The organism is Flaviaesturariibacter aridisoli (genome assembly GCF_004343705.1).
GTDB lineage: Bacteria > Bacteroidota > Bacteroidia > Chitinophagales > Chitinophagaceae > Flavisolibacter > Flavisolibacter aridisoli.
The window spans coordinates 160,093-182,318 of the sequence record NZ_SKFH01000002.1 but is presented as its reverse complement, the minus strand read 5'-3'; the positions used below and the strand labels follow the sequence as shown (position 1 = coordinate 182,318).

The following is a 22,226-nucleotide window of genomic DNA, read 5'->3' as shown; positions in this document are numbered from 1 at the left end:
CGATTTCAAAATCCCAACGATATGCTTGCTTCTACTACTATGGACATTACTATTCACAAGGCCGAGCATTCCAAGCTCAACGACCTCAACCTCGAGAACATTCCCTTCGGTAAGTATTTCTCCGACCACATGCTGGAAGCGGACTATGAGAACGGCGAATGGAAGAACGTGGAGATCAAGCCCTACCAACCCCTGCTGCTGAGCCCCTCCATCGCGGCCCTGCACTACGGCCAGGCCATCTTTGAAGGGGTAAAAGCGTACAAGGATGCCGACGGCAATGCGTTCATCTTCCGCCCGCAGGACAATTTCCGCCGCTTCAACGTGTCGGCCGAGCGGATGCAGATGCCCCACGTACCCGAAGAGATCTTCATGGAAGGCATGAAGCAACTCGTTGCCCTCGACAGCAGCTGGATTCCCAACAAGGAAGACCACTCCCTCTATATCCGTCCCTTTATGTTCTCGAGCGACGAACTCATTGGCGTTCGTCCTTCCGAGACCTATAAGTTCATGATCCTCCTGAGCCCCACGGGCCCGTATTACAATGCCCCGATGCGTATCTACGTGGAAGAGCAGTATGTGCGCGCGGTACCGGGCGGGATCGGATACGCCAAGGCGGCCGGCAACTACGGCGCCTCGATGTACGCCACTGCCGAAGCCAAGAAAAAAGGCTACGACCAGGTGCTGTGGACCGATGCCTTCGAACACAAATACGTGCAGGAGATCGGCACCATGAACGTGATCTTCATCATCGGTAACAAGGCCGTTACGCCCGACCTGGGTGCCGGCACCATCCTCGCCGGTGTTACCCGCGACTCGGCACTTACCCTGCTGAAAGAAGCCGGTTTCGAGATCGAGGAGCGCACCATCTCCATCGACGAGCTCATTGACGCCTACAAGGCCGGTCACCTGTTCGAGGTGTTCGGTACGGGCACCGCCGCCACTATCTCCTACATTAAAGAGCTTCGCTACAAGGATTTCGTAATGACCTTCAACGTGGACGAATGGAAGACCGCGCCCACGATCAAGAAGTGGCTCACGGACATCCGCGAAGGCCGCCGCGAAGACAAGTATGGCTGGATGATGGCCGTGAAGTAATCATGCAGACCACGCCGATAGAGATTTGAAAAGACCGCCGCTGGCGGTCTTTTCATCAACGGAAAGAGCCGCGGAGGGGTTGAACGAACCGGGATTAAAGGCGGGATCGGGACTGAGATTTCGGCCATTTTTAAACGTATTCCAAAAATTCCGACTTCGGACTTTCTATTTTTTACTTTTTTCCCTACCTTTGCCGTCCCAAAATTGGGGTATAAACAGAAGTTCGTAATGCCTACTATTCAACAACTAGTTCGTAAAGGAAGAGAGATCATCCGCGCCAAGAGCAAATCGCGTGCTCTGGATAGCTGCCCGCAGCGCCGCGGTGTTTGCACCCGCGTATACACCACCACCCCGAAGAAGCCGAACTCGGCCCTCCGTAAGGTAGCCAAGGTGCGCCTGACCAATAAAGTGGAAGTGATTGCCTACATCCCCGGTGAAGGCCACAACCTCCAGGAGCACTCCATCGTACTGATCCGCGGCGGTCGTGTAAAGGACCTGCCGGGTGTACGTTACCACATCGTTCGTGGTTCGCTCGACACTGCCGGTGTTAAAGACCGTAAGAAGAGCCGCTCGAAGTACGGTACCAAGAAAGACAAGGGCGGTGCAAAAGCTCCTGCCAAGAAAAAATAATTCAAGAATTTAAGCCGATCAAGTAGCTCAGCACTGCGCCTGAGAACCTGATGGTCGAAACACAAGCATACTATGCGTAAAGCACAAGCCAAAAAACTCCCGCTCGCTCCGGATCCCCGTTATAACGACAAGCTGGTAACCCGCTTCGTCAACAACCTGATGTGGGAAGGCAAAAAGAGCGTAGCCTTCGTTATTTTCTACGACGCTATCGAGAAGGTGGCCAAGACCACCGGTGAAGACGGATACGAAATCTGGAAGAAAGCCCTCCAGAACGTTACCCCGGCCGTAGAAGTACGCAGCCGTCGTATCGGTGGCGCTACCTTCCAGATCCCCTCGGAAGTGCGTCCCGACCGCAAAATCTCCCTGTCCATGAAGTGGCTGATCCGCTACAGCCGCGAGCGCAACGGTCGCTCCATGGCCGACAAACTGGCCAACGAGATCGTAGCAGCTGCCAAGGGTGAAGGTGCCGCTTTCAAAAAGAAAGAAGATACGCATCGTATGGCTGAAGCCAACAAGGCTTTCGCTCACTTCAAAGTCTAGTAAAGCATTATACGAACAACAAAGCCCCGCTTCCGCGGGGCTTTTCTTTTTGGCCGTAGGGCAGGAGCTTCGGCGCACGCCGGCGGCGTGCGCAGCATGCAAAACAAAGCCCCCTGCCTGTGGCGGGGGGCTTTGTTTATCTGAAGCCTGCTTTGTTACATTTCCTCAGCGGTGTCCGTAGTGCCGCCGCCGATTTCGCTGCCGGTGCTGCCACCGGTGGCGTCGCCGCCCAGCACGTCGGTGAGGCTCGTATCGTTGCCCAGGGCCGTATCGGCGGGCATCGAGCTGCCCGAATCCACATCCATGGCCTGGTCGCGGTCGTTGCTGAGGCCATAGGTATTCCCGGTGCGGGTCAGTTCGGCGTTGTTGTTGCGGCCGTTTTTGCCCATGGCGCCGGTCGTGCCGCTGTTACCGCCCTGCGCCGTGCGTGAGCCGGCGTTGGCGCGGGTGCCGCCACCGCCACCGGGGTTGCGGCGGGCTGCTGCTGCTTTCTGAGGAGCGCCTTTGGCAGCGGCTTTCCTGGCCGGGGCGGCTTTCTTAGCCGAAGCTGCCTTTTTAGCGGGAGCTGCTTTTTTTGCGGGAGCGGCCTTCTTCGCGGGAGCTGCTTTTTTCGCGGCGGCTTTTTTCGCGGGCGCCGCCTTCTTGGCCGGGGCAGCTTTCCGGGCGGGCGCCGCCTTCTTGGCAGCGCCTTTTTTGGCCGGGGCGGCCTTCTTGGGTGCTGCTTTCTTAGCGGCTGCTTTTTTCGGTGCTGCTTTTTTGGCTACGGCTTTCTTGATGGCTGCTTTTTTGGGCGCCGCTTTCTTGGCTGCCTTTTTGGGCGCCGCTTTTTTGGCGGCGGCTTTCCGGGGGGCTGCCTTTTTAGCGGCCGCTTTTTTGGGCGCCGCTTTCTTTACAGCGGCTTTTTTCGGAGCCGCCTTTTTTGCAGCTGCCTTTTTCGGAGCCGCTTTTGCGGGGGCCTTTTTAGCCGTGGCCCGTCCGCCTTTGGAAGCGGCGGCTTTTTTGGGAGCAGCTTTCTTGCTTGCTTTTGCCATGTTTAATGGGTTTTGATGTGGGGTGATTCAATTTTCTGATCGAAAATTACAACAGTGTAAATGATTTGCAAAAATTATGCACAGGCGTCCGAAGCTACGTTTTTAAACGGCGCGAAGGCGCTTTGGTACCGCTTCCGGTTTAACAAACATTGTTTTTCCACATGATAAGTATGCGGTCTTTTTCATTACCTTTGCGAACCTGAATCGAGAATCGGGCAACAAAATTCTTTCAATTCAACACTCATGGCAGACTTAAGATTTCAACGCAACTTTGGTATTGCCGCGCACATCGATGCCGGTAAGACCACTACGACCGAGCGTATCCTGCGCTACACCGGTATGATCCACAAGATTGGAGAAGTACACGATGGCGCCGCTACCACCGACTGGATGGAGCAGGAGAAAGAGCGCGGTATCACCATTACTTCGGCCGCCGTAAGCTGCCAGTGGAACTTCCCTACCGTAAAAGGTAAGGCAGATGCCAACACGAAAAAATATTACTTCAACATCATCGACACCCCGGGTCACGTGGACTTCACCGTAGAGGTGGAGCGCTCCATGCGTGTACTCGACGGCCTGATTGCCCTGTTCTCCGCCGTTGACGGCGTTGAGCCCCAATCAGAGACCGTTTGGCGCCAGGCCAACCGGTACAACGTACCCCGCATCGGCTTCGTCAACAAGATGGACCGTTCGGGTGCCGACTTCCTCATGGTAGTGAAGCAGGTGCGCGAAATGCTGGGTTCGAAAGCCGTTCCCCTGCAGCTCCCTATCGGCGCCGAAGACGACTTCAAAGGCGTGGTGGATCTGATCAAGATGAAAGGCATTATCTGGCACATGGAAACCGAAGGCATGACCTTCGACGAGATCGACGTGCCTGCTGATATGGTGGACGAAGCCAACGAATGGCGCGCCGCCCTCGTAGAGGCTGTTGCCGAATACGACGACAAGCTGATGGAGAAATTCTTCGACGACCCGAACTCGATCACCGAGGACGAAATGCACGAAGCCATCCGCAAGGCGACCATCGACCTGAGCATCGTTCCGATGATGTGCGGTTCTTCGTTCAAGAACAAGGGTGTGCAGACCGCGCTCGACGCCGTTTGCCGCTACCTGCCTTCGCCGGTTGATATCGAAGCCGTTAAGGGTGTTAACCCCGACACCGGTGAGGAAGAGATCCGCCGCCCCGACGCCAAGGAGCCCTTCGCTGCCCTTGCTTTCAAAATCATGACCGACCCCTTCGTAGGCCGTCTCGCCTTCTTCCGGGTCTATTCGGGTAAGCTCGACGCCGGTTCCTACGTACTCAACGTGCGCAGCGGCAAGAAAGAGCGTATCTCCCGTATCATGAAAATGTTCGCCAACAAGCAGAACCCGATCGACTTCATCGAAGCCGGTGATATCGGCGCCGCCGTTGGTTTCAAGGAAATCAAGACCGGTGATACCCTCTGCCACGAAGATCACCCGATCACCCTCGAGAACATGTTCATTCCCGAGCCGGTAATCGCCATCGCTATCGAGCCGAAAACGCAGGCCGACGTAGACAAGATGGGTATGGCCATCGCCAAGCTCATTGAAGAAGATCCCACACTCCGTGTAAATACGGATGAAGATACCGGCCAGACCATCCTCCGTGGCATGGGTGAGCTGCACCTTGAGATCATCGTTGACCGTATGCGTCGCGAGTTCAAGGTGGAAGTAAACCAGGGCGCTCCCCAGGTTGCTTACAAAGAGGCTTTCTCGAAGAACGTCGAGCACCGCGAAACGCTGAAAAAGCAAACCGGTGGTCGTGGTAAGTTCGCCGACATCATCTTCGAAATGGGACCTGCCGACGAGGAATTCCTGAAGGAAAACCCCGACAAGAAGTACCAGTTCGTGAACGACCTGTTCGGTGGCTCTATCCCCCGCGAATTCGGTCCCTCGATCCAGAAAGGATTTGAAAACGCAATGGGCACGGGCGTTCTCGCCGGTTACCCACTCGACAACCTGAAAGTGCGCGTATACGACGGTTCTTTCCACGCGGTTGACTCCGACGCCATGTCCTTCGAGCTTTGCGCCCGCCAGGGTTTCCGCGAAGCTGGTAAGAAGTGCAAGCCCGTGCTGCTCGAGCCGATCATGAAAGTGGAAGTGATCACCCCCGCCCAGTACATGGGTGACGTTACAGGTGACCTCAACCGCCGCCGTGGTATGATGGAAGGCATGGACAGCCGTGCCGGCGCCGAGGTGATCAAAGCCAAGGTTCCCCTGAGCGAAATGTTCGGTTACGTGACGCAGCTCCGCTCGCTGTCGTCGGGCCGCGCTTCCTCGACCATGGAGTTCTCGCACTACGCACCCGCCCCCACCAACATCGCCGAAGAGGTGATCGCCAAGAACAAGGGCAAGGTGAAGATCGAAGATTAATCTCTTTTGCTTATAGTGAGTAGAGCCTGTTCCGAAAGGGGCAGGCTCTTTTGTTTATTGGTAACCGGGAGGGGACGTATTGAAGTTGCTACTTGCCAGCTTATCGCATCTCTGCCAGGGATCGGTGGTTCCAAGGGATGACAAATAAAACTCCTGCCCCCTGAACTTTCTAAACCGTTTGAACGGTTTAAACCCTTAGTGTCCTGGAACCGTTTAGCTTTCTTTAACAGTTGGCACGGTTCTGGCTTTTGCCGGCGAAAAGAACGAACCCCATGCAGAAAACCGCCCTGACAACCCTTGCCGTTGCTAGCCTTTGCACCCTGTTCACCGCATGCTCGAAAACGGAAAACAGCGCTTCGGGCAACAGCACCGGCCGCCTTGAAGTGTTCCTGACCGACGCTCCCGGTAATTTCGACTCCGTATTCATCGACGTGCAGGATGTGCGCGTCAACTACAGCTCCGACAGCCTGAACGGCTGGCAAAGCCTTGGTAGTGGCGCCCGCGGGCCTGTTAACCTGCTGCAGCTCGTTAACGACCGCGACACACTGCTGGGTGCATCCGACATCACGACCGGCCGCATCGAGCAAATCCGCCTCCTGCTCGGCTCCAATAACTACGTGGTGGCCGGCGGACAGCGCTATAACCTTGAAACACCCAGCGCGCAACAATCCGGTCTCAAGCTCAACATCCACCAGGATGTGGTGGAAGGCACGACCTATCGCCTGGTTCTCGACTTTGACGCCGGACGCTCCATTCATCAGACCGGTAACGGCCGCTATATGCTCAAGCCGGTGATCCGTACCACGCTGCAGGCAACAGGAGGGGGGCTCCGCGGCTTTGTAACGCCTGCTACGGTGCGCACCGCCGTTTATGCCCTTCAGGGAACGGATACCGTTGCCGGAACGTTTACCAGCAGCGGCGCCTGGACGCTCCGCGGGCTGAGCGCAGGCAGCTACGATCTCAGCTTTGTACCAACCGACTCCTCCTATGCAACCCAAACGCGCCCGGGCGTAGCCGTTAGCACCACCAGCACCGCGGTGGTTGACACGGTACGTCTCCAGTAACCTGTTTCTTGTCGGGTAAGCAACCCCGGGCCCCGCCATATGGCGGGGCCCTTTTTGTCATCCGGACCGTTGGCATCCCGTGCCTGCCGCCAAAAGACCGGCATCGGGCCCCGAAACGGGGCTTTTAAGCATTTATTTGAGAAAAAGTAATAGTTAGACTTGGAAAGATGCGCCGGGCCCGTTACCTTTGCACTCCCATTCCAAAAATGGCTATTTGAAATATGTCCCAGCGTATCAGAATCAAATTACAGTCCTACGACCACAATCTGGTAGATAAATCTGCTGAGAAAATCGTCAAGACTGTACGCAGCACCGGCGCAGTAGTAACAGGACCCATTCCCCTGCCTACCCGCAAGAAGATCTTTACAGTACTCCGCTCGCCCCACGTGAACAAGAAGAGCCGCGAGCAGTTCCAACTGGCTACCCACAAGCGCCTGCTGGACATCTACACGTCCTCTTCCCGCACGGTAGACGCGCTGTCGAAGCTCGACCTGCCCTCCGGTGTTGAGGTAGAAATCAAAGCGTGACGGTAGCCGATCGCTGAGCCGCCTGCTCGAAGGAGCAGGCTTTGGCCTGAAAAGGCCAGCACATTGACAAAGGAATCATCTCTCAAAATCATCGCTCCGCTGGCGCATGCGCATCGGCAGACGGGGAAGAAAAGAGCTCTGATCAGGATACTGCAGATAGGAGGGCGGAAGTTCCAAACTCAAATCTGCGCTTACATATAAACAAGCCCTTCGAGGTTTGTTTGCCGGCGGTACTTCTGAATCACCTATGGTGAACCCAGCAAAGGTTGGGGATAAAGGAAAAGGTCGCCGGTGAACCAGGATTGAAGACCCGTGATACCATATGGGTCTGTCTTGCACAACCTTGGGGGGGTTAAACCCTCAAACATGAAAGGTATCATTGGAAAAAAAATCGGGATGACCAGCATCTTCGATGCAAGCGGCAAACAAACCGCCTGCACGATCATCGAGGCTGGTCCCTGCGTTGTAACGCAGGTTAAGACCGTCGACACCGACGGCTACAATGCGCTTCAGATCGCATTCGGCGACAAGAAAGAAAAGCACTCCGTCAAAGCCGAGACAAATCACTTCGCAAAAGCCTCCACATCTCCTAAGAAAGTCGTTAAGGAACTCCGCAACACGACGCTTACGCAGGCACTCGGCGAATCCATCACTGTAGACATTTTTGAAGAAGGCGAGAAGGTCGAAGTAGTCGGCACCACCAAAGGCAAAGGCTTCCAGGGCGTTGTAAAGCGTCACGGATTCTCCGGTGTTGGTGAGGCTTCTCACGGCCAGCACGACCGTCAGCGCGCCCCGGGTTCCGTGGGTGGCTCGTCGTATCCCTCCCGCGTGTTCAAAGGCATGCGTATGGCCGGCCGTATGGGTACCGACCGCGTGAAGGTGAAAGGCCTGAAGGTGGTGAAGGTATTTGCCGACAAAAACTACATCCTCGTAAGCGGCTCCGTCCCGGGCCATATTGGTTCAATCGTATTAATCCAGAAGTAATCATGGAACTGAAAGTATTAAACATACAAGGTCAGGAGACCGGCCGCACGGTGGAACTCCCCGAAGAAATCTTTGGAATTGAGCCGAACAACCACGCGGTTTACCTGGCTGTAAAGCAGTACCTCGCCGCCCAGCGTCAGGGTACCCACAAGGTAAAGACCCGTGCTGAAGTAAAAGGCTCCAGCAAAAAGCTGCACAAGCAAAAAGGCACCGGTGGCTCGCGTAAGGGCAACATCCGCAACCCTATTTTCAAGGGTGGTGGTACCATCTTCGGCCCCAAGCCCCACAAGTATGACATCAAGCTGAACCGCAAGGTGAAAGACCTGGCGAAAATGTCGGCCCTCACTTACAAGGCCCAGGCCAACGCCATCTTCGTAATCGAAGACCTGAACCTGGATACTCCCAAGACGAAAACCATCCTCGGCGCCCTCGGCACGATGAAGGTGGCTGACAAGAAGCTCATGTTCGTGACGCCCGAGTACAACGACAACCTGTACAAGAGCATGCGCAATGTGCCTTCGATCCTGGGTGTGCTGCTGAGCGACATGAACACCTACGACATCATGAACTCCGAGGCACTTGTGCTGACCGAGAGCGCTGCCAAGATGTTCGTCGCCTCTGAAGAAGAAGCCGCTTAACCCTTGGACTGCGCTCAGGGTGACAAATGGAGCGCAAAACATTGATAACGTAACAAACGAATTCAGATGAAACTCTCTGAAGTACTGATAAAGCCCATCCTCACCGAGAAAGCCAACGCACAGCAGGAATCGCTGCGCCGCTACGCCTTCAAGGTTGCCAAGAAGGCCAACAAGCTGGAGATCAAGAAAGCCGTTGAGGAATTTTACGGGGTGAATGTGATCGACGTGAACACGCAGGTGCAGCCTGGTAAAAACAAAACCCGCTTCACGAAGAAGGGTTTTATTTCCGGTGTGAAGCCCGCGTTCAAGAAAGCCCTGGTAACGGTGGCTGAAGGCGAGACCATCGACCTCTACACTGCGTCGATCTAATTAAATTAAAGTAAGGCTGCAACAGCCGCAAATGTTGAAAACCAAAAAAAGTCATGGCAGTTAAAAAATACAAACCGATTACCGCAGGTACGCGCTGGCGTATTGGTAACGCGTATGCAGAAGTAACCACCAACGTACCCGAAAAGTCGCTGGTGGAATCCAAGAAGGGCACGGGTGGCCGTAACTCCTCCGGCCGTCGCTCGATGCGCTACATTGGTGGCGGTCACAAGAAGCAGTACCGTATCATCGACTTCAAGCGCAACAAGTACGACATCCCCGCTACGGTAGCAACGATCGAATATGATCCGAACCGTACTTCTTTCATCGCCCTGCTGAACTACGCCGACGGTGAGAAGCGCTACATCATCGCCCCCCAGGGCCTGGAAGTAGGTGCTACCGTGGTAAGCGGCCTGGCTGTTGCTCCCGAACTGGGCAACGCCCTCCAGCTGAAGAACATGCCCCTCGGTACCGTGGTGCACAACATCGAAATGCAGCCCGGCCAGGGTGGTAAGATCGCCCGCTCCGCCGGTGCTTCTGCCCAGCTGTCCAACAAGGAAGAAAAATACGCCGTGCTGAAAATGCCGAGCGGTGAACTCCGCAAGGTGCTGATCAACTGCTTTGCTACCGTAGGTGTCGCCTCCAACAGCGACCACAGCCTCGAGTCGCTGGGTAAGGCCGGCCGCAACCGCTGGAAGGGCGTTAAGCCCCGTACCCGCGGTGTAGCTATGAACCCTGTCGATCACCCGATGGGTGGTGGTGAGGGTCGCGCCTCGGGTGGTCACCCCCGCAGCCGCACCGGCAAAGTTGCCAAGGGCCTCAAAACCCGTACGCGCGGCAAGGGCAGCGACAAGCTGATCATCCAGCGCAGCAACGGCAAGAAACTCGCCAAGTAAGCGTATCGAGTAAATCCTTTTAAAAAACAGAAATCAGAAACCGAATATGGCTCGTTCAATCAAAAAAGGTCCCTATGTGGCGCATCACCTCGAAGACAAGGTGGTTGCTATGAACGATGGCAAGTCGAAAAAAGGCGTCATCAAAACCTGGAGCCGCCGTTCGACCATCACGCCTGACTTTGTAGGTCACACCTTCGCCGTACACAACGGCAACAAGTTCATCCCTGTGTACGTAACCGAATTCATGGTTGGTCACAAACTGGGTGAATTTGCCCCGACCCGCAACTTTAAAGGACATGCAAGCAAGAAGGGTTAAGCGCTCCTTGCTGTAAAAAAATAATACAATGGAAGCAGTAGCAAAACTGAGAAATTATCCCACTTCGCCCCGCAAGATGCGTCTGCTGGCGGACCTGATCCGCGGCATGCAGGTTGAAAAGGCGATCGCCGTGCTGGAGCACCATCCCAAGCACAACGCCGTACCCCTGCGCAAGCTCGTACTCAGCGCCATCTCCAACTGGAAGCAGAAGAACGAAGGTGGTGATGAAGGCGCTCTGGTTGTGAAGACCATCTTCGTTGATGGTGCCCGCACTCTGAAGCGTATGCGTCCGGCTCCCCAGGGTCGTGGTTACAAGATCCGCAAGCGTTCCAACCACGTTACTGTTATCGTAGACGCGAAAAACAACTAATCAATAATCGTATCAACCAATAAAAATGGGTCAAAAAGCAAATCCGATTGGTAACCGCTTAGGTATCATCCGTGGATGGGAATCTAACTGGTATGGTAACAAGAAAGACTTTGCCAACAAGCTGATCGAAGACAACAAGATCCGCACCTACCTGAACGCCCGCATCAACAAGGGTGGTATCTCCAAGATCGTTATTGAGCGCACGCTCGGTAAGCTGATCGTGACGATCCACACCTCGAAGCCGGGTATCATCATCGGTAAAGGTGGTGGTGAGGTAGACCGCATCAAGGAAGAGCTGAAGAAGCTGACCGGTAAGGAAGATGTGCAGATCAACATCCTGGAGATCCGTCGTCCCGAGCTGGACGCCATGATCGTGGGCGACACCATTGCCCGCCAGATCGAGAACCGCATCAATTTCAAGCGCGCTACCAAGATGGCGATTGCCTCCACGCTCCGCATGGGCGCCGAAGGCATCAAGATCAAGCTGAGCGGCCGCCTGGCCGGCGCGGAGATCGCCCGTAACGAATCGTTCATGCAAGGCCGCGTGCCCCTGCACACCTTCCGTATGGACATCGACTACGCCAACGTATTCGCGCAAACGGTTTACGGTAAGATCGGTATCAAAGTATGGATCTGTAAAGGTGAGGTTCTGGTGAAGCGCGATCTGAACCCCAACATCATCGGCAACGAGCAGAACCAGGGCCCCCGCAGCACGGGTGGTTTCGACCGCGATCGCGATCGTGGTGGCCGTGGTGGCGACCGTGGTGGCCGTGGTGGTGACCGTGGTGGACGCAGTGGTGGCGGTGGCCGTCGCTAAGAGATCTCTGATCGCTGATGTCTGATCTCAGATTTATCAGACATCCGACATCAGAAATCAGACATCGAATTGAAAACAATAACATAACGTGATCGGAGCGATCCGATCAAAAACAGAAATAATATGTTACAGCCGAAAAGAACGAAACACCGGAAAGTGCAAAAAGGCCGCATGAAGGGTAACACCAAGCGAGGCGCCACGATTTCCTTTGGTTCTTACGCACTGAAGGCGCTGGAAGATCATTGGATCACCGACCGCCAGATTGAAGCGGCCCGCCAGGCACTGACCCGTCACATGAAGCGTGAGGGTAACGTTTGGATCCGCATCTTCCCCGACAAGCCGATCACCAACAAGCCTGCAGAGGTACGTATGGGTAAGGGTAAAGGTAACCTGGAATACTGGGCTGCCGTGGTACAACCCGGTCGCATCATCTTCGAAATTGATGGTGTAACGGAGGAAGTAGCCAAAGGCGCACTGGACCTGGCCGCCGGCAAACTGCCGATCGCCTGCAAGTTCGTGAAGCGCCGCGACCTGATCACCGCTTAAGGAAGACTGCCAGCGCGACGAAGCGTATGCGAAGCCGCGAAGCATTAATCGATAAAAAAAACCATCATGTCAAAGACAGCTGATTACATCAAGAGCATCCAGGGCCTGAGCACAGAAGACCTGGCTGCCCGCATCAAGGAAGACGAGATGCGTCTCCGCAAGCTGGAATTCGCCCACGCGCTTTCTCCCCTGGAGAACCCGATGAGCATCCGGAACCTGCGCCGCGACGTAGCCCGCCTCAAATCCGAATTACGTAAGAAACAACTTAGTGCATAATCAGCAGCGTGCGGGGCTGAGGGCTGACGAAGTCCACTGCCCGAAGCTCAATGCTCAAAGCTTATAACAATGGCTGAAACAGTAAATACCACCATCACAGAAGAAACCCGCAATCTTCGCAAGACCCGTATTGGTGTGGTGACTTCCAACAAAATGACCAAGACCATCACGGTGGCCGTGGAGCGTAAGGTGAAGCACCCCATCTATGGCAAATTCGTGAAGAAGACGTCCAAGTTCCACGCCCACGACGACAAGAACGAAGCTTCGATCGGCGACGTTGTGCGCATCATGGAAACCCGTCCCCTGAGCAAGACCAAGCGCTGGAGACTCGTGGAGATCGTAGAGAAGGTAAAATAAGCATCGTGGGTCACCGCTTTTGGCGGTGGCAGCCGGTACTACATTAATAATAATGTTTTTAAAATGGTCGCTCTCTTCCTTGCTGCCGAATGGCGGGAGGGTCGGGGAGGGGCTCAAAGCTTAAGAAAATGATCCAGCAAGAATCCCGCCTGAACGTAGCGGACAACAGCGGCGCCAAAGAAGTTCTTTGCATCCGTGTTCTGGGCAACAGTGGCCAGCGCTACGCCGGAGTAGGCGACAAGATCGTAGTGACCGTTAAGGACGCGATCCCCGCCGGCGGTATCAAGAAAGGCACCGTTGCCAAAGCCGTTATCGTGCGCACCAAGAACAAGCTGCGCCGCAAAGACGGTTCCTATATCCGCTTCGACGACAACGCCGTCGTGATCCTGAACGCTTCCGACGAGCCGCGCGGTACCCGCATCTTCGGGCCCGTTGCCCGCGAACTCCGCGACAAGGGCTACATGAAGATCATTTCGCTGGCCCCCGAGGTGCTCTAAGCCCTCCACGCCCGCCGAACGAATTGTAAACTGAGTTCCTGGCAGTATCAGGAACGAATAAACATCCCAAAGAGGAATAACAATGAAAACAAGATTTAAACCCAAGTACAACATCCGGAAAGGCGACCAGGTAGTTGTGATCGCTGGCGATGACAAAGACCTGACGAAGCCCCGCCTCGTGAAGGAAGTACTGGTGGAAGCCGGTAAGGTTATCGTGGAAGGTGTCGCTATCGTCACCAAGCACACCAAGCCTTCGGCCCAGAATACGAAAGGTGGTATCGTGAAGCAGGAAGCTGCCATCGCCATCTCCAACGTGATGCTGTGGGACGGCAAGCAAGGCACCCGCGTGAAGCGCCAAAAAGAAAACGGTAAAACACTGCGTATCTCTAAAAAATCTGGGGAGGGAATCAAGTAATGGCAACGACAAAAGCAACACCCCGTCTGAAGACGAAATATAAGGAAGAAGTGGCCAAGGCCCTGATGACCCGCTTCGGCTACAAGTCGAGCATGCAGGTGCCCCGCCTCGAGAAGATCTCCATCAACCGCGGCGTCAACGGCGCTGTGAACGACAAGAAGCTGGTGGATATCGCTATCGACGAGCTCACCACGATCTCCGGTCAGAAAGCCGTAGCAACCTTCTCCAAGAAGGACATCTCGAACTTCAAGCTCCGTAAGCACATGCCCATCGGCGCCCGCGTAACGCTGCGTGGCGAGAAGATGTACGAATTCCTCGATCGCCTCATCGCCGTTTCGCTGCCCCGTGTACGCGACTTCAAGGGCGTGAGCGAGAAGAGCTTCGACGGCCGTGGCAACTACACCATGGGTGTTACCGAGCAGATCATCTTCCCCGAGATCGACATCGACAAGGTGAGCAAGATCACGGGTATGGACATCACGTTCGTAACGACCGCGAAGAACGACGAAGAAGCCTACGAACTCCTTAAAGAGCTCGGTATGCCCTTCAAAAACATTAAGAAGTAATGTGCGATTGTGCTGCTCTGCTGATGTTCTGATCAGGAGCGCGGTGCTCAACGACAAACTACAAACAACAAACTACAAACAATTTACAATGGCTAAAGAATCCGTAAAGGCAAGACAGCGTAAGCGCGAAGTGCTGGTACAGAAGTTTGCTGAGAAGCGCGCTGCCCTGAAGGCTGCCGGCGACTATGCTGCCCTGGACCAACTGCCCCGCAACGCTTCCCCGGTTCGCCTGCGCAACCGTTGCCAGCTTACCGGCCGTCCCCGTGCCTACAGCCGCTACTTCGGCATTTCCCGTATCGCCCTGCGCGATATGGCGCTGAACGGTGCTATCCCGGGCCTGAAGAAGGCCAGCTGGTAAAGTAGTAAAGTCGGAAGGCGGAAGTGTGAAGTAAACCTTACTTCCGAGTTCCCACTTCGCACTTCCGACTTATTTCTCTACCTTTGCGCTCCCTTTCCGGAAGGAGAGGGTGCTCTGTAACTTAATTCTAACAATTTAACTTATCCCATTATCCCGCCCCGGCGGGATGTAGGAGGGCCTTAATATGGTAACAGATCCTATCGCAGACTTCCTGACCCGCATCCGTAACGCTCAGATGGCCGGTCACCGTATCGTGGAAATCCCCGCTTCGAACCTGAAGAAGCGCATGACGGAGATCCTGTACAACCAGGGTTATATCCTGAAGTACAAATTCGAAGACGACAACAAGCAGGGGCTGATCAAGATCGCCCTGAAGTACGACGCCGCTTCGAAAACTCCCGCGATCCAGAGCATGGAGCGCGTAAGCCGCCCCGGTCTGCGTCACTACGCCAAGCCGGCCGACTTCCGCCGTGTGAAGAACGGTCTCGGCGTCGCCATCATCTCCACCTCCAAAGGTGTAATGACCGACAAAGAAGCCAAGGCCCAGAACGTGGGTGGCGAAGTTCTTTGCTACATCTATTAATCAACGGTTACCGGTACATTAAGCCCCTTTACCTGGGCTGACCGGCCGGTAACTTTTCTTCATCTTTATAAATAACAGACTATGTCTCGTATAGGTAAAGCCCCCATCACCGTTCCTTCCGGCGTGACCATCACGGTCGGCAGCGACAACATCGTGACCGTAAAAGGTCCCAAGGGCACCCTCACGCAAGCCATCGACCGCGACATTACCGTTTCGGTTGCCGACGGCAGCATCAACATCACCCGTCCCACCGACCAGATCCGTCACCGCGCCCTGCACGGCCTGAGCCGCGCCCTGGTAGCCAACCTGGTTAAAGGCGTTACCGATGGCTACACCAAGAAGCTTGAGCTCGTTGGTGTAGGTTTCAAGGCTGCCAACACGGGCAACCTCCTCGACCTCGCCCTTGGTTATTCGCACAATATTGTGATTGAAGTTCCGAACGAACTGAAAGTCGCCACCCAGCAGGAAAAAGGCCAGAACCCGATCATCACGCTGGAAGGCATCGACCGCCAGCTGATCGGCCAGGTAGCCGCCAAGATCCGCAGCCTCCGCAAGCCCGAGCCGTACAAAGGCAAAGGTGTTCGCTATGTGGGCGAGATCGTGCGCAAGAAAGCCGGTAAAGCTGCTGGTAAGTAATCTTAAACTGTTAATTGCGGCCTTGGCAGTATCAAGGCCCAAAACTGAAATACAATGAGAACAAGTCAAAAGACGACCCGTAGACAAAACATCCGCTACCGCATCCGCCGCAAGGTGAGCGGTACGGCCCAGAAGCCCCGCCTGTCGGTATTCCGCTCCAACTCGGATATCTACGTGCAGCTGATCGACGACGATCACGGCGTAACACTGGCTGCCGCCTCCTCGCGCGATAAAGACATCGCAGCGCAGAGCGGTACCAAATCCGAGAAGAGCCGCCTGGTAGGCCAGGCCGTCGCCCGCAAGGCGAAGGAGCTGGGCCTGGAGACCGTTGTCTTCGATCGTGGCGGTAACCTGTACCATGGCCGTGTGAAAGCTGTAGCCGAAGGCGCCCGCGAAGGTGGCCTCCAATTCTAATCCCAATCAAAAACGAGCAATCGCTATAACTAAATAACAAATGGCAAAAGCAATCTTAAACCGAGTAAAAGCCGGCGACCTGGAACTGAAAGAGAAGGTTGTCGCCATCAACCGCGTTGTGAAGACCACCAAAGGTGGCCGTACCTTCAGCTTCTCGGCTCTGGTGGTGGTGGGCAACGAACAAGGTGTCGTTGGCCATGGCCTCGGTAAGGCAAAAGAAGTACAGGAAGCCATCACCAAGGGTATCGAAGATGCCAAGAAGAACCTCATCAAGGTTCCGGTGATGCACGGTACGATTCCCCACGACCAGCTCGCCCGCATTGGCGCCGCCAAGGTTCTGATCAAGCCCGCCGCTCACGGTACGGGTGTGATCGCAGGAGGCTCGATGCGCGCCGTGCTCGAGAGCGCCGGTATCACCGACGTTCTGGCCAAGTCGCTGGGTTCCGCCAACCCCCACAACGTGGTGAAAGCTACCTTCGAAGCCCTCGCCATGCTGCGTGAGCCCATCGGTGTAGCCCGCCAGCGCAACGTGAACCTGAAGAAAGTCTTTAACGGATAATCCGAGTTTGTAGTTTGTAGTTTGTGGTTTGTAGTTGGCTGACGCCGGAAACTGCAGAGGAACCACAAACGACAAACCACAGACCACAAACTTTTTGCAATGAAAAAGATCAAGATCACACTGGTGAAAAGCCCCATCGACCGCCCCGAGCGCCAGAAGCTGACGCTGCAGGCCCTGGGTCTGAACAAGATGAACGCTTCCCGTGAAGTGGAAGGTACCCCCCAGATCCTGGGTATGATCCGCAAGGTGGAGCACATGCTCTCCGTAGAAGAAGTAGCCTAATTCAGTCAGGAAGTCGGAAGTGGGAAGTCGGAATTGGTTCCGGCCTTTACTTCCGGCTTTCTACTTTCCGACTTTATTATTTATTAATGCGAGGGGCGATTCCCCGAAAGTAAAAATCAAACAGTATGAAACTGCACGAACTGAAGCCTGCAAAAGGCGCCGTACACAAGCAAAAGCGTTTAGGCCGTGGTGAAGCATCCGGTAAGGGTGGTACGTCCACGAAAGGTAACAAAGGTCAGCAGGCCAACGCCGGCTACACCCGTAAGTTTGCCCACGAAGGTGGCCAGATGCCCATCCAGCGCCGGGTGCCCAAGCGCGGTTTCAAGAACATCAACCGCATCGAATACAAAGTGTTCAACCTCGGCCAGATCGATCAGCTGGTGGAGAAATACGGTATCACCGAATTCAGCCTCGAGAACCTGTACATGAACGGACTGATCAGCCAGACTGATCGCGTGAAAGTACTGGGCAACGGCGAACTGAAAGCAAAGGTTACCTTCAAGATCAACGCAATCAGCGAGAAAGCAAAGGCAGCCATCGAAGGTGCCGGCGGTTCCGTAGAGGTCGTGAAGTAATTTTTCCTAAATTGCACAGGCGCATGTTTTCCATGCGCCCTTTTTTTCAATTCGGACCGTAAACATTTCCCGTGAAAAAGTTAACTCAAACGCTGAAGAATATCTGGAGTATCGAGGAGCTGCGCAGCAAGATCCTGGTTACCCTTCTTCTGATTTTCATCTACCGCATCGGCAGCCACATCGTGCTTCCGGGCATCGATCCCACCAAGCTCAATCTAGAGAAGAACAACGGTGGTATGCTGGGCCTGATCAACTCCTTCGCCGGTGGCGCCTTCAACCAGGCTTCCATCCTCGCGCTGGGTATCATGCCGTATATCTCCGCCTCCATCTTCATGCAGCTTATGACCGTGCTGGTGCCTTCCTTCGCGAAGCTTCAGAAGGAAGGGGAGAGCGGCCGCAAGAAGATCAACCAGTGGACGCGCTACCTCACCGTAGCCGTAACGCTCGTGCAGGCCTCTGCCTACGTGGGCTACCTCCATACCATGACCGGCTCCGGAGCCGGCGGCGCCATCCGCCCCGAATACGCGCCCTACTTCTGGACCTCCACCGTGGTTCTGCTCACCGCCGGCACCCTCTTCGTGATGTGGCTCGGTGAAAAGATCACCGACAAAGGGCTCGGCAACGGTACCTCGCTCATCATCATGGTGGGTATCCTCGGCCGCCTGCCGCGTAACTTCATGGAAGAACTCGCCCTTAAGTCGGAACGCACGGGCCAGATCCTGATCTTCATTATCGAGATCGCCATCCTCATCGCCATCATCATGGGTTGTATCCTGCTGGTGCAAGGCACACGCCGCATCGCGGTGAACTACGCCAAGCAAATCGTGGGCAACCGCCAGCTCGGTGGTGGCGCCCGCCAGTACCTGCCCATCAAGGTCAACAGTGCCGGTGTAATGCCGATCATCTTCGCCCAGGCGATCATGTTCCTGCCCACGCTGCTGTTCCTGAACAAGGCGACCACCAGCGGTGTTGCCGACGTGTTCTCCAACCACATGAACCTCGGTTACATGGCCATCTACTCGGCCGTGGTGATCGGTTTCACGTTCCTCTACACCGCGCTTATCTTCAACCCCAAGCAGATCGCTGATAACCTGAAGCAGAACAACGGCTTTGTGCCCGGCGTTAAGCCCGGCCAGCCCACGGCCGACTACATCGGCGCCATCATGGACAAGATCACCCTCCCGGGTGCTATCCTGCTGGCCCTCGTTGGTATCCTGCCCGGTATCGCCCAGCGCCTCGGCGTGTCGGCCGGCTTCTCGACCTTCTTCGGCGGCACCTCGCTGCTGATCCTGGTCGGTGTCGTCCTCGATACCCTGCAGCAGGTCGAAACCCAGCTGCTGATGCGCCAGTACGACGGCCTCATGAAAGGCGGTCGTATCCAGGGCCGTCAGACGGTTTCCCAGGCCCAGATCTGATTGCTCTACCCGCTATTTCGAAAACCCGGTCCGCAAAGACCGGGTTTTCTTTTTACCCCAAGTATCTTTGCACTCCCCATGATCTATTACAAGACAGACGAACAGGTGGAGCAGATGCGCGCCGCCGCCCTCCTGGTGAGCAGCACGCTGGCGGAAGTCGCCGCGCTCCTGAAGCCCGGTATCAGCACGCTTTCCATCGACAAGACCATCGGCAGCATTATCCGCGACAACGGTGCCGTTCCTTCCTTTCTCGGCTATAACGGCTACCCGTTCAATGCCTGCATCTCCGTCAACGACGTGGTGGTGCACGGCTTTCCGAACAGCCACCCGCTGAAGGAAGGCGACGTGGTGACGATCGACATCGGCGTGATCAGGAATGGCTGGCACGGCGACCACGCGTATACCTTCATGATCGGCGACCCCGGTGCGGAGGCGATAAAGCTGGTGAAGATCACCAAGGAGTCGCTGTATAAAGGCATCGAAAAGGCCATCGCCGGCAACCGCATCGGCGACATCGCCTTCGCCATCCAGGAGCATACGGAAAAAAAGAACGGCTACGGTGTCGTGCGCGAGCTCGTGGGCCACGGCCTCGGCAAGAGCCTCCACGAAGACCCGCAGGTGCCCAACTACGGCAAGCGCGGCTCGGGACCGGTGATGAAAGAAGGCCTGGTGATCGCCATCGAGCCTATGATCAACCTGGGCCGCAAAGAAGTGTATACCGACGACGACGGCTGGACCGTACGCACGAAAGACGGGAAGGTGTCCGTTCACTTCGAGCACGACGTGTGCGTGCGGAAGAATAAGGCCGACATCCTGTCGAACTACGCACCCATCGAAGCGGCGGAGAAGGCCAATCAGGAACTGTTCAGTAATTACTAACCCAATTCAGCGCGTCCGTGCGAACGCAGTAAAGCAATCCGTCCCATAGGGAACGGGTTGCTTCGCTTTCCCTTCGCTTCCCGTCGGACGCCTCGTAATGACGGTTTATGGAAGGAGCGCACAAACGACTAATAGTCATCGGCGGCGGCGCCGCGGGGTTCTTCTGCGCCATCAATGCGGCGCGTCTCCAACCGGGTCTGCAGGTGATCCTGCTCGAAAAGAGCAGCAAGCTTTTGTCGAAGGTGCGTGTATCGGGCGGGGGGCGCTGCAACGTGACGCACAGCCTCTTCGAGATCGGCGCATTCAGCCGGCGTTACCCGCGCGGGCAAAATTTCCTGAAGAAGACCCTGCACCAGTTCGATGCGGCCGCTACGGTGGCCTGGTTTGCGGAGCGGGGCGTGACGCTGAAGACCGAAGCGGACGGCCGCATGTTTCCCGAAACCGATTCTTCCGAAACGATCATCGCCTGCCTGCTGCGCGAGGCGGCGCGTTTTTCCGTAGAAATACGGATGAACGCCGATGTGCGCTCGGTGCGGAAAGACGAAGTATTCCACGTGGAATTAGCCGGCGGGCGGCTGCTGGAAGCTGATTTCCTGTGCATCGCCACCGGCGGTGCACCCAAAAGTGCCCAGTTTGACTGGTTGCGTGCACTTGGTCATCGTATCGTGGAGCCCCTTCCTTCGCTGTTCACTTTCAATATACCGGGGCATCCCATTACGTCGCTGATGGGGCTCAGCGTGGAGCGCGCGCGCGTTAAAGTGGAAGGGAGCAAGCTGGCCGAGGAAGGCCCGCTGCTGATCACCCACTGGGGCCTCAGCGGCCCGGCGGTGCTGCGCCTCAGTGCCTGGGGCGCCCGTGAGCTGGCCGAAAAACAATATCACTTTACCGTGCACGTGCACTGGACGCCCGACCTGAGCGAAAACGATCTGAAGGACTTGCTTGCCGATGCCCGTCGTATGCATCCGCAAAAGAAAGTAGCCAATGGAAACCCAACCGATATCCCGGTGCGGCTCTGGGAATTCCTGCTGCAGGCAGCCGGTATTTCTTTGGACCAACGCTTTGCCGACCTGCCGGCGAAGGCCGAGAACGCGCTGATCCGCGGCCTGACAGACTCGGTGTTTATGGTAACCGGCAAGACCACGTTCAAAGAAGAATTCGTGACCGCCGGCGGCGTGCAGCTTTCCGAGGTGGATCCGAATACGATGATGAGCCGCAAAATCCCAGGTCTCTATTTCGCCGGGGAGGTGCTCGACGTGGACGGCATCACGGGCGGTTTCAACTTCCAGCATGCGTGGACCAGCGGGTTCATTGCCGCGAAGCTCCCCTCCTTGCAAGACACTTCCGGCCCCCGGTAATGCGCTTCCGGGCCTGTTTTTCGACCTGGAGTTCCTGCAAATGAACTTGTATGTCCCCGCAGCGCCGCACAACGGCGCGACGACAGGCTTGTGAGCAGTCAATGGCTGGACCAGCGCTAAAAAGGCAGCAAGCGGCCCGTGCTGCGGTAATCCGGCGCCAGCAGGCGCGGACTTCCCCTGTAATACACATTTCCGGTTTGGTATACGATCGTGTGGAGCGATTCGGTGGCCCACACATAGGCGTCGCGGACGCCGGCGTAAGCAAGCGCCATCCGCTTTACCTGGAAGTTTCGGAAGTCGATCGTGCCGCGCGAGGAGCACCAGGCGTAGCAGGAGTCGCTGCGCCCCTCGAACCTGAGGTCGGTCACTTCATTGTTGACCTGCGCCAGCGTGAACAACGCCGCCAGCTTCAGGTGCACATTGCCTGCGCCCCGGTCGGCTTCCACGGAAATATAGTCGGTGTGGAGCGTGTCGGCGCAGGTAACGGTGCCCGAGCCCTGGTAGTCGATCCTTGTCAGGTGGGGCAGCGACACGTAGGCGGTGATCGATTCGCCCGGGCGGCGGATGACAGAACAGGAGGCATCGTTGCGCAGGAACAGCTGGCCGTTGCGCACCTCGGCGCCGACAACCGGCTGCAGGGCCTCGTCGGTTTCTACGGTCACCGAGCAGGGTCCTTCACTCAGTACCACGTTGATGTTGTCAAGGATCACCAGTTGCTCGAAGGAGCCGGTGCTGCGTACCGTGCGCGTGCTGGTTCCTTCTTTTTGTGCGCAACCCGGCTTGCTGCAGGAAGCGACGGCGGCAGCAGATAGTATAACTACGGTGCAGAGGAATGTTTTCATAGT

The 22,226-nt window shown here is 55.9% G+C and carries 31 protein-coding genes; 29 read left to right on the top strand and 2 right to left on the bottom strand.

Features of this window, described 5'->3' with window-relative positions; all coding sequences use genetic code 11:
* Window positions 1–21: 21 nt before the first annotated feature.
* The 3 genes from E0486_RS02510 (at window position 22) to rpsG (ending at window position 2,265) form a co-directional block, all read left to right on the top strand.
* Window positions 22–1,095, top strand: a complete 1,074-nt coding sequence (locus tag E0486_RS02510) for a branched-chain amino acid aminotransferase (protein WP_131850561.1) — start codon at window positions 22–24, stop codon at window positions 1,093–1,095.
* A 228-nt stretch (window positions 1,096–1,323) separates the two neighbouring features.
* On the top strand, window positions 1,324–1,725 hold the full coding sequence (gene rpsL, locus E0486_RS02505) for a 30S ribosomal protein S12 (protein ID WP_131850560.1): 402 nt from the start codon (window positions 1,324–1,326) through the stop codon (window positions 1,723–1,725).
* A 72-nt stretch (window positions 1,726–1,797) separates the two neighbouring features.
* Window positions 1,798–2,265, top strand: a complete 468-nt coding sequence (gene rpsG, locus E0486_RS02500) for a 30S ribosomal protein S7 (RefSeq protein ID WP_131850559.1) — start codon at window positions 1,798–1,800, stop codon at window positions 2,263–2,265.
* Between the two features lie 155 nt (window positions 2,266–2,420).
* Here the strand turns inward: rpsG and E0486_RS19060 are convergent, their stop codons facing one another.
* The gene (locus E0486_RS19060; RefSeq protein ID WP_207906185.1) at window positions 2,421–3,296 is read right to left on the bottom strand and encodes a hypothetical protein; all 876 of its coding nucleotides are present in this window, start codon (window positions 3,294–3,296) and stop codon (window positions 2,421–2,423) included.
* Window positions 3,297–3,539: 243 nt separating this feature from the next.
* On the opposite strand from E0486_RS19060, the gene fusA reads away from it, so the two are divergent.
* The 26 genes from fusA to E0486_RS02365 all read left to right on the top strand — a co-directional run bounded on the left by fusA (window position 3,540) and on the right by E0486_RS02365 (window position 21,381).
* Window positions 3,540–5,690, top strand: a complete 2,151-nt coding sequence (gene fusA / locus E0486_RS02490) for an elongation factor G (RefSeq protein WP_131850558.1) — start codon at window positions 3,540–3,542, stop codon at window positions 5,688–5,690.
* A gap of 272 nt (window positions 5,691–5,962) precedes the next feature.
* The gene (locus E0486_RS02485) at window positions 5,963–6,754 is read left to right on the top strand and encodes a DUF4382 domain-containing protein (RefSeq protein WP_131850557.1); all 792 of its coding nucleotides are present in this window, start codon (window positions 5,963–5,965) and stop codon (window positions 6,752–6,754) included.
* A 221-nt stretch (window positions 6,755–6,975) separates the two neighbouring features.
* On the top strand, window positions 6,976–7,281 hold the full coding sequence (gene rpsJ, locus E0486_RS02480) for a 30S ribosomal protein S10 (RefSeq protein WP_028787065.1): 306 nt from the start codon (window positions 6,976–6,978) through the stop codon (window positions 7,279–7,281).
* Window positions 7,282–7,647: 366 nt separating this feature from the next.
* Window positions 7,648–8,265, top strand: coding sequence for a 50S ribosomal protein L3 (rplC, locus tag E0486_RS02475; RefSeq protein ID WP_131850556.1), 618 nt, complete (start codon window positions 7,648–7,650; stop codon window positions 8,263–8,265).
* A 2-nt stretch (window positions 8,266–8,267) separates the two neighbouring features.
* Entirely contained in the window at window positions 8,268–8,903 is a 636-nt protein-coding gene (rplD, locus tag E0486_RS02470) for a 50S ribosomal protein L4 (RefSeq protein ID WP_131850555.1), read from the top strand.
* A 66-nt stretch (window positions 8,904–8,969) separates the two neighbouring features.
* Window positions 8,970–9,272, top strand: a complete 303-nt coding sequence (gene rplW, locus E0486_RS02465) for a 50S ribosomal protein L23 (protein ID WP_131850554.1) — start codon at window positions 8,970–8,972, stop codon at window positions 9,270–9,272.
* 53 nt (window positions 9,273–9,325) lie between these two features.
* The gene (gene rplB, locus E0486_RS02460) at window positions 9,326–10,165 is read left to right on the top strand and encodes a 50S ribosomal protein L2 (RefSeq protein ID WP_131850553.1); all 840 of its coding nucleotides are present in this window, start codon (window positions 9,326–9,328) and stop codon (window positions 10,163–10,165) included.
* A 46-nt stretch (window positions 10,166–10,211) separates the two neighbouring features.
* On the top strand, window positions 10,212–10,481 hold the full coding sequence (rpsS, locus tag E0486_RS02455) for a 30S ribosomal protein S19 (RefSeq protein ID WP_131850552.1): 270 nt from the start codon (window positions 10,212–10,214) through the stop codon (window positions 10,479–10,481).
* 28 nt (window positions 10,482–10,509) lie between these two features.
* Window positions 10,510–10,851 carry a 50S ribosomal protein L22 gene (gene rplV / locus E0486_RS02450; RefSeq protein ID WP_131447461.1) on the top strand — a complete coding sequence of 114 codons (342 nt, stop codon included), beginning with the start codon at window positions 10,510–10,512 and terminating at the stop codon, window positions 10,849–10,851.
* 25 nt (window positions 10,852–10,876) lie between these two features.
* The gene (gene rpsC, locus E0486_RS02445) at window positions 10,877–11,668 is read left to right on the top strand and encodes a 30S ribosomal protein S3 (protein ID WP_131850551.1); all 792 of its coding nucleotides are present in this window, start codon (window positions 10,877–10,879) and stop codon (window positions 11,666–11,668) included.
* Window positions 11,669–11,791: 123 nt separating this feature from the next.
* Window positions 11,792–12,214, top strand: coding sequence for a 50S ribosomal protein L16 (gene rplP / locus E0486_RS02440; protein ID WP_131850550.1), 423 nt, complete (start codon window positions 11,792–11,794; stop codon window positions 12,212–12,214).
* 66 nt (window positions 12,215–12,280) lie between these two features.
* On the top strand, window positions 12,281–12,490 hold the full coding sequence (gene rpmC / locus E0486_RS02435; RefSeq protein ID WP_131850549.1) for a 50S ribosomal protein L29: 210 nt from the start codon (window positions 12,281–12,283) through the stop codon (window positions 12,488–12,490).
* Between the two features lie 69 nt (window positions 12,491–12,559).
* Complete coding sequence (gene rpsQ, locus E0486_RS02430; RefSeq protein ID WP_131850548.1) at window positions 12,560–12,847, top strand: 30S ribosomal protein S17; 288 nt, start codon at window positions 12,560–12,562, stop codon at window positions 12,845–12,847.
* 128 nt (window positions 12,848–12,975) lie between these two features.
* Entirely contained in the window at window positions 12,976–13,344 is a 369-nt protein-coding gene (rplN, locus tag E0486_RS02425; RefSeq protein WP_131850547.1) for a 50S ribosomal protein L14, read from the top strand.
* An 82-nt stretch (window positions 13,345–13,426) separates the two neighbouring features.
* The gene (rplX, locus tag E0486_RS02420) at window positions 13,427–13,759 is read left to right on the top strand and encodes a 50S ribosomal protein L24 (RefSeq protein WP_131850546.1); all 333 of its coding nucleotides are present in this window, start codon (window positions 13,427–13,429) and stop codon (window positions 13,757–13,759) included.
* Complete coding sequence (gene rplE, locus E0486_RS02415; RefSeq protein WP_131850545.1) at window positions 13,759–14,325, top strand: 50S ribosomal protein L5; 567 nt, start codon at window positions 13,759–13,761, stop codon at window positions 14,323–14,325. The genes rplX and rplE overlap by 1 nt, the downstream gene beginning before the upstream one ends.
* Window positions 14,326–14,413: 88 nt before the next feature.
* The gene (gene rpsN, locus E0486_RS02410) at window positions 14,414–14,683 is read left to right on the top strand and encodes a 30S ribosomal protein S14 (RefSeq protein WP_131850544.1); all 270 of its coding nucleotides are present in this window, start codon (window positions 14,414–14,416) and stop codon (window positions 14,681–14,683) included.
* 184 nt (window positions 14,684–14,867) lie between these two features.
* On the top strand, window positions 14,868–15,266 hold the full coding sequence (gene rpsH / locus E0486_RS02405) for a 30S ribosomal protein S8 (protein ID WP_131850543.1): 399 nt from the start codon (window positions 14,868–14,870) through the stop codon (window positions 15,264–15,266).
* Window positions 15,267–15,347: 81 nt separating this feature from the next.
* The gene (rplF, locus tag E0486_RS02400) at window positions 15,348–15,902 is read left to right on the top strand and encodes a 50S ribosomal protein L6 (protein WP_131850542.1); all 555 of its coding nucleotides are present in this window, start codon (window positions 15,348–15,350) and stop codon (window positions 15,900–15,902) included.
* Window positions 15,903–15,956: 54 nt separating this feature from the next.
* Window positions 15,957–16,316 (top strand): 50S ribosomal protein L18, encoded by a 360-nt coding sequence (gene rplR, locus E0486_RS02395; protein WP_131850541.1) that lies wholly within the window; start codon window positions 15,957–15,959, stop codon window positions 16,314–16,316.
* Window positions 16,317–16,356: 40 nt separating this feature from the next.
* Window positions 16,357–16,875, top strand: coding sequence for a 30S ribosomal protein S5 (gene rpsE, locus E0486_RS02390; RefSeq protein ID WP_131850540.1), 519 nt, complete (start codon window positions 16,357–16,359; stop codon window positions 16,873–16,875).
* A gap of 99 nt (window positions 16,876–16,974) precedes the next feature.
* Entirely contained in the window at window positions 16,975–17,157 is a 183-nt protein-coding gene (gene rpmD / locus E0486_RS02385) for a 50S ribosomal protein L30 (protein WP_131850539.1), read from the top strand.
* A 125-nt stretch (window positions 17,158–17,282) separates the two neighbouring features.
* Entirely contained in the window at window positions 17,283–17,732 is a 450-nt protein-coding gene (gene rplO, locus E0486_RS02380) for a 50S ribosomal protein L15 (protein ID WP_131850538.1), read from the top strand.
* Window positions 17,733–17,803: 71 nt separating this feature from the next.
* Entirely contained in the window at window positions 17,804–19,147 is a 1,344-nt protein-coding gene (secY, locus tag E0486_RS02375) for a preprotein translocase subunit SecY (RefSeq protein ID WP_131850537.1), read from the top strand.
* Window positions 19,148–19,225: 78 nt separating this feature from the next.
* Window positions 19,226–20,026, top strand: coding sequence for a type I methionyl aminopeptidase (map, locus tag E0486_RS02370; protein WP_131850536.1), 801 nt, complete (start codon window positions 19,226–19,228; stop codon window positions 20,024–20,026).
* A 107-nt stretch (window positions 20,027–20,133) separates the two neighbouring features.
* Window positions 20,134–21,381, top strand: coding sequence for a BaiN/RdsA family NAD(P)/FAD-dependent oxidoreductase (locus E0486_RS02365; RefSeq protein ID WP_131850535.1), 1,248 nt, complete (start codon window positions 20,134–20,136; stop codon window positions 21,379–21,381).
* A gap of 116 nt (window positions 21,382–21,497) precedes the next feature.
* On the opposite strand, the gene E0486_RS02360 is transcribed toward E0486_RS02365, so the two are convergent.
* A complete protein-coding gene (locus E0486_RS02360) occupies window positions 21,498–22,223 on the bottom strand; it encodes a GIN domain-containing protein (RefSeq protein WP_165917161.1) in 726 nt (241 codons plus the stop codon).
* Window positions 22,224–22,226 lie beyond the last annotated feature (3 nt).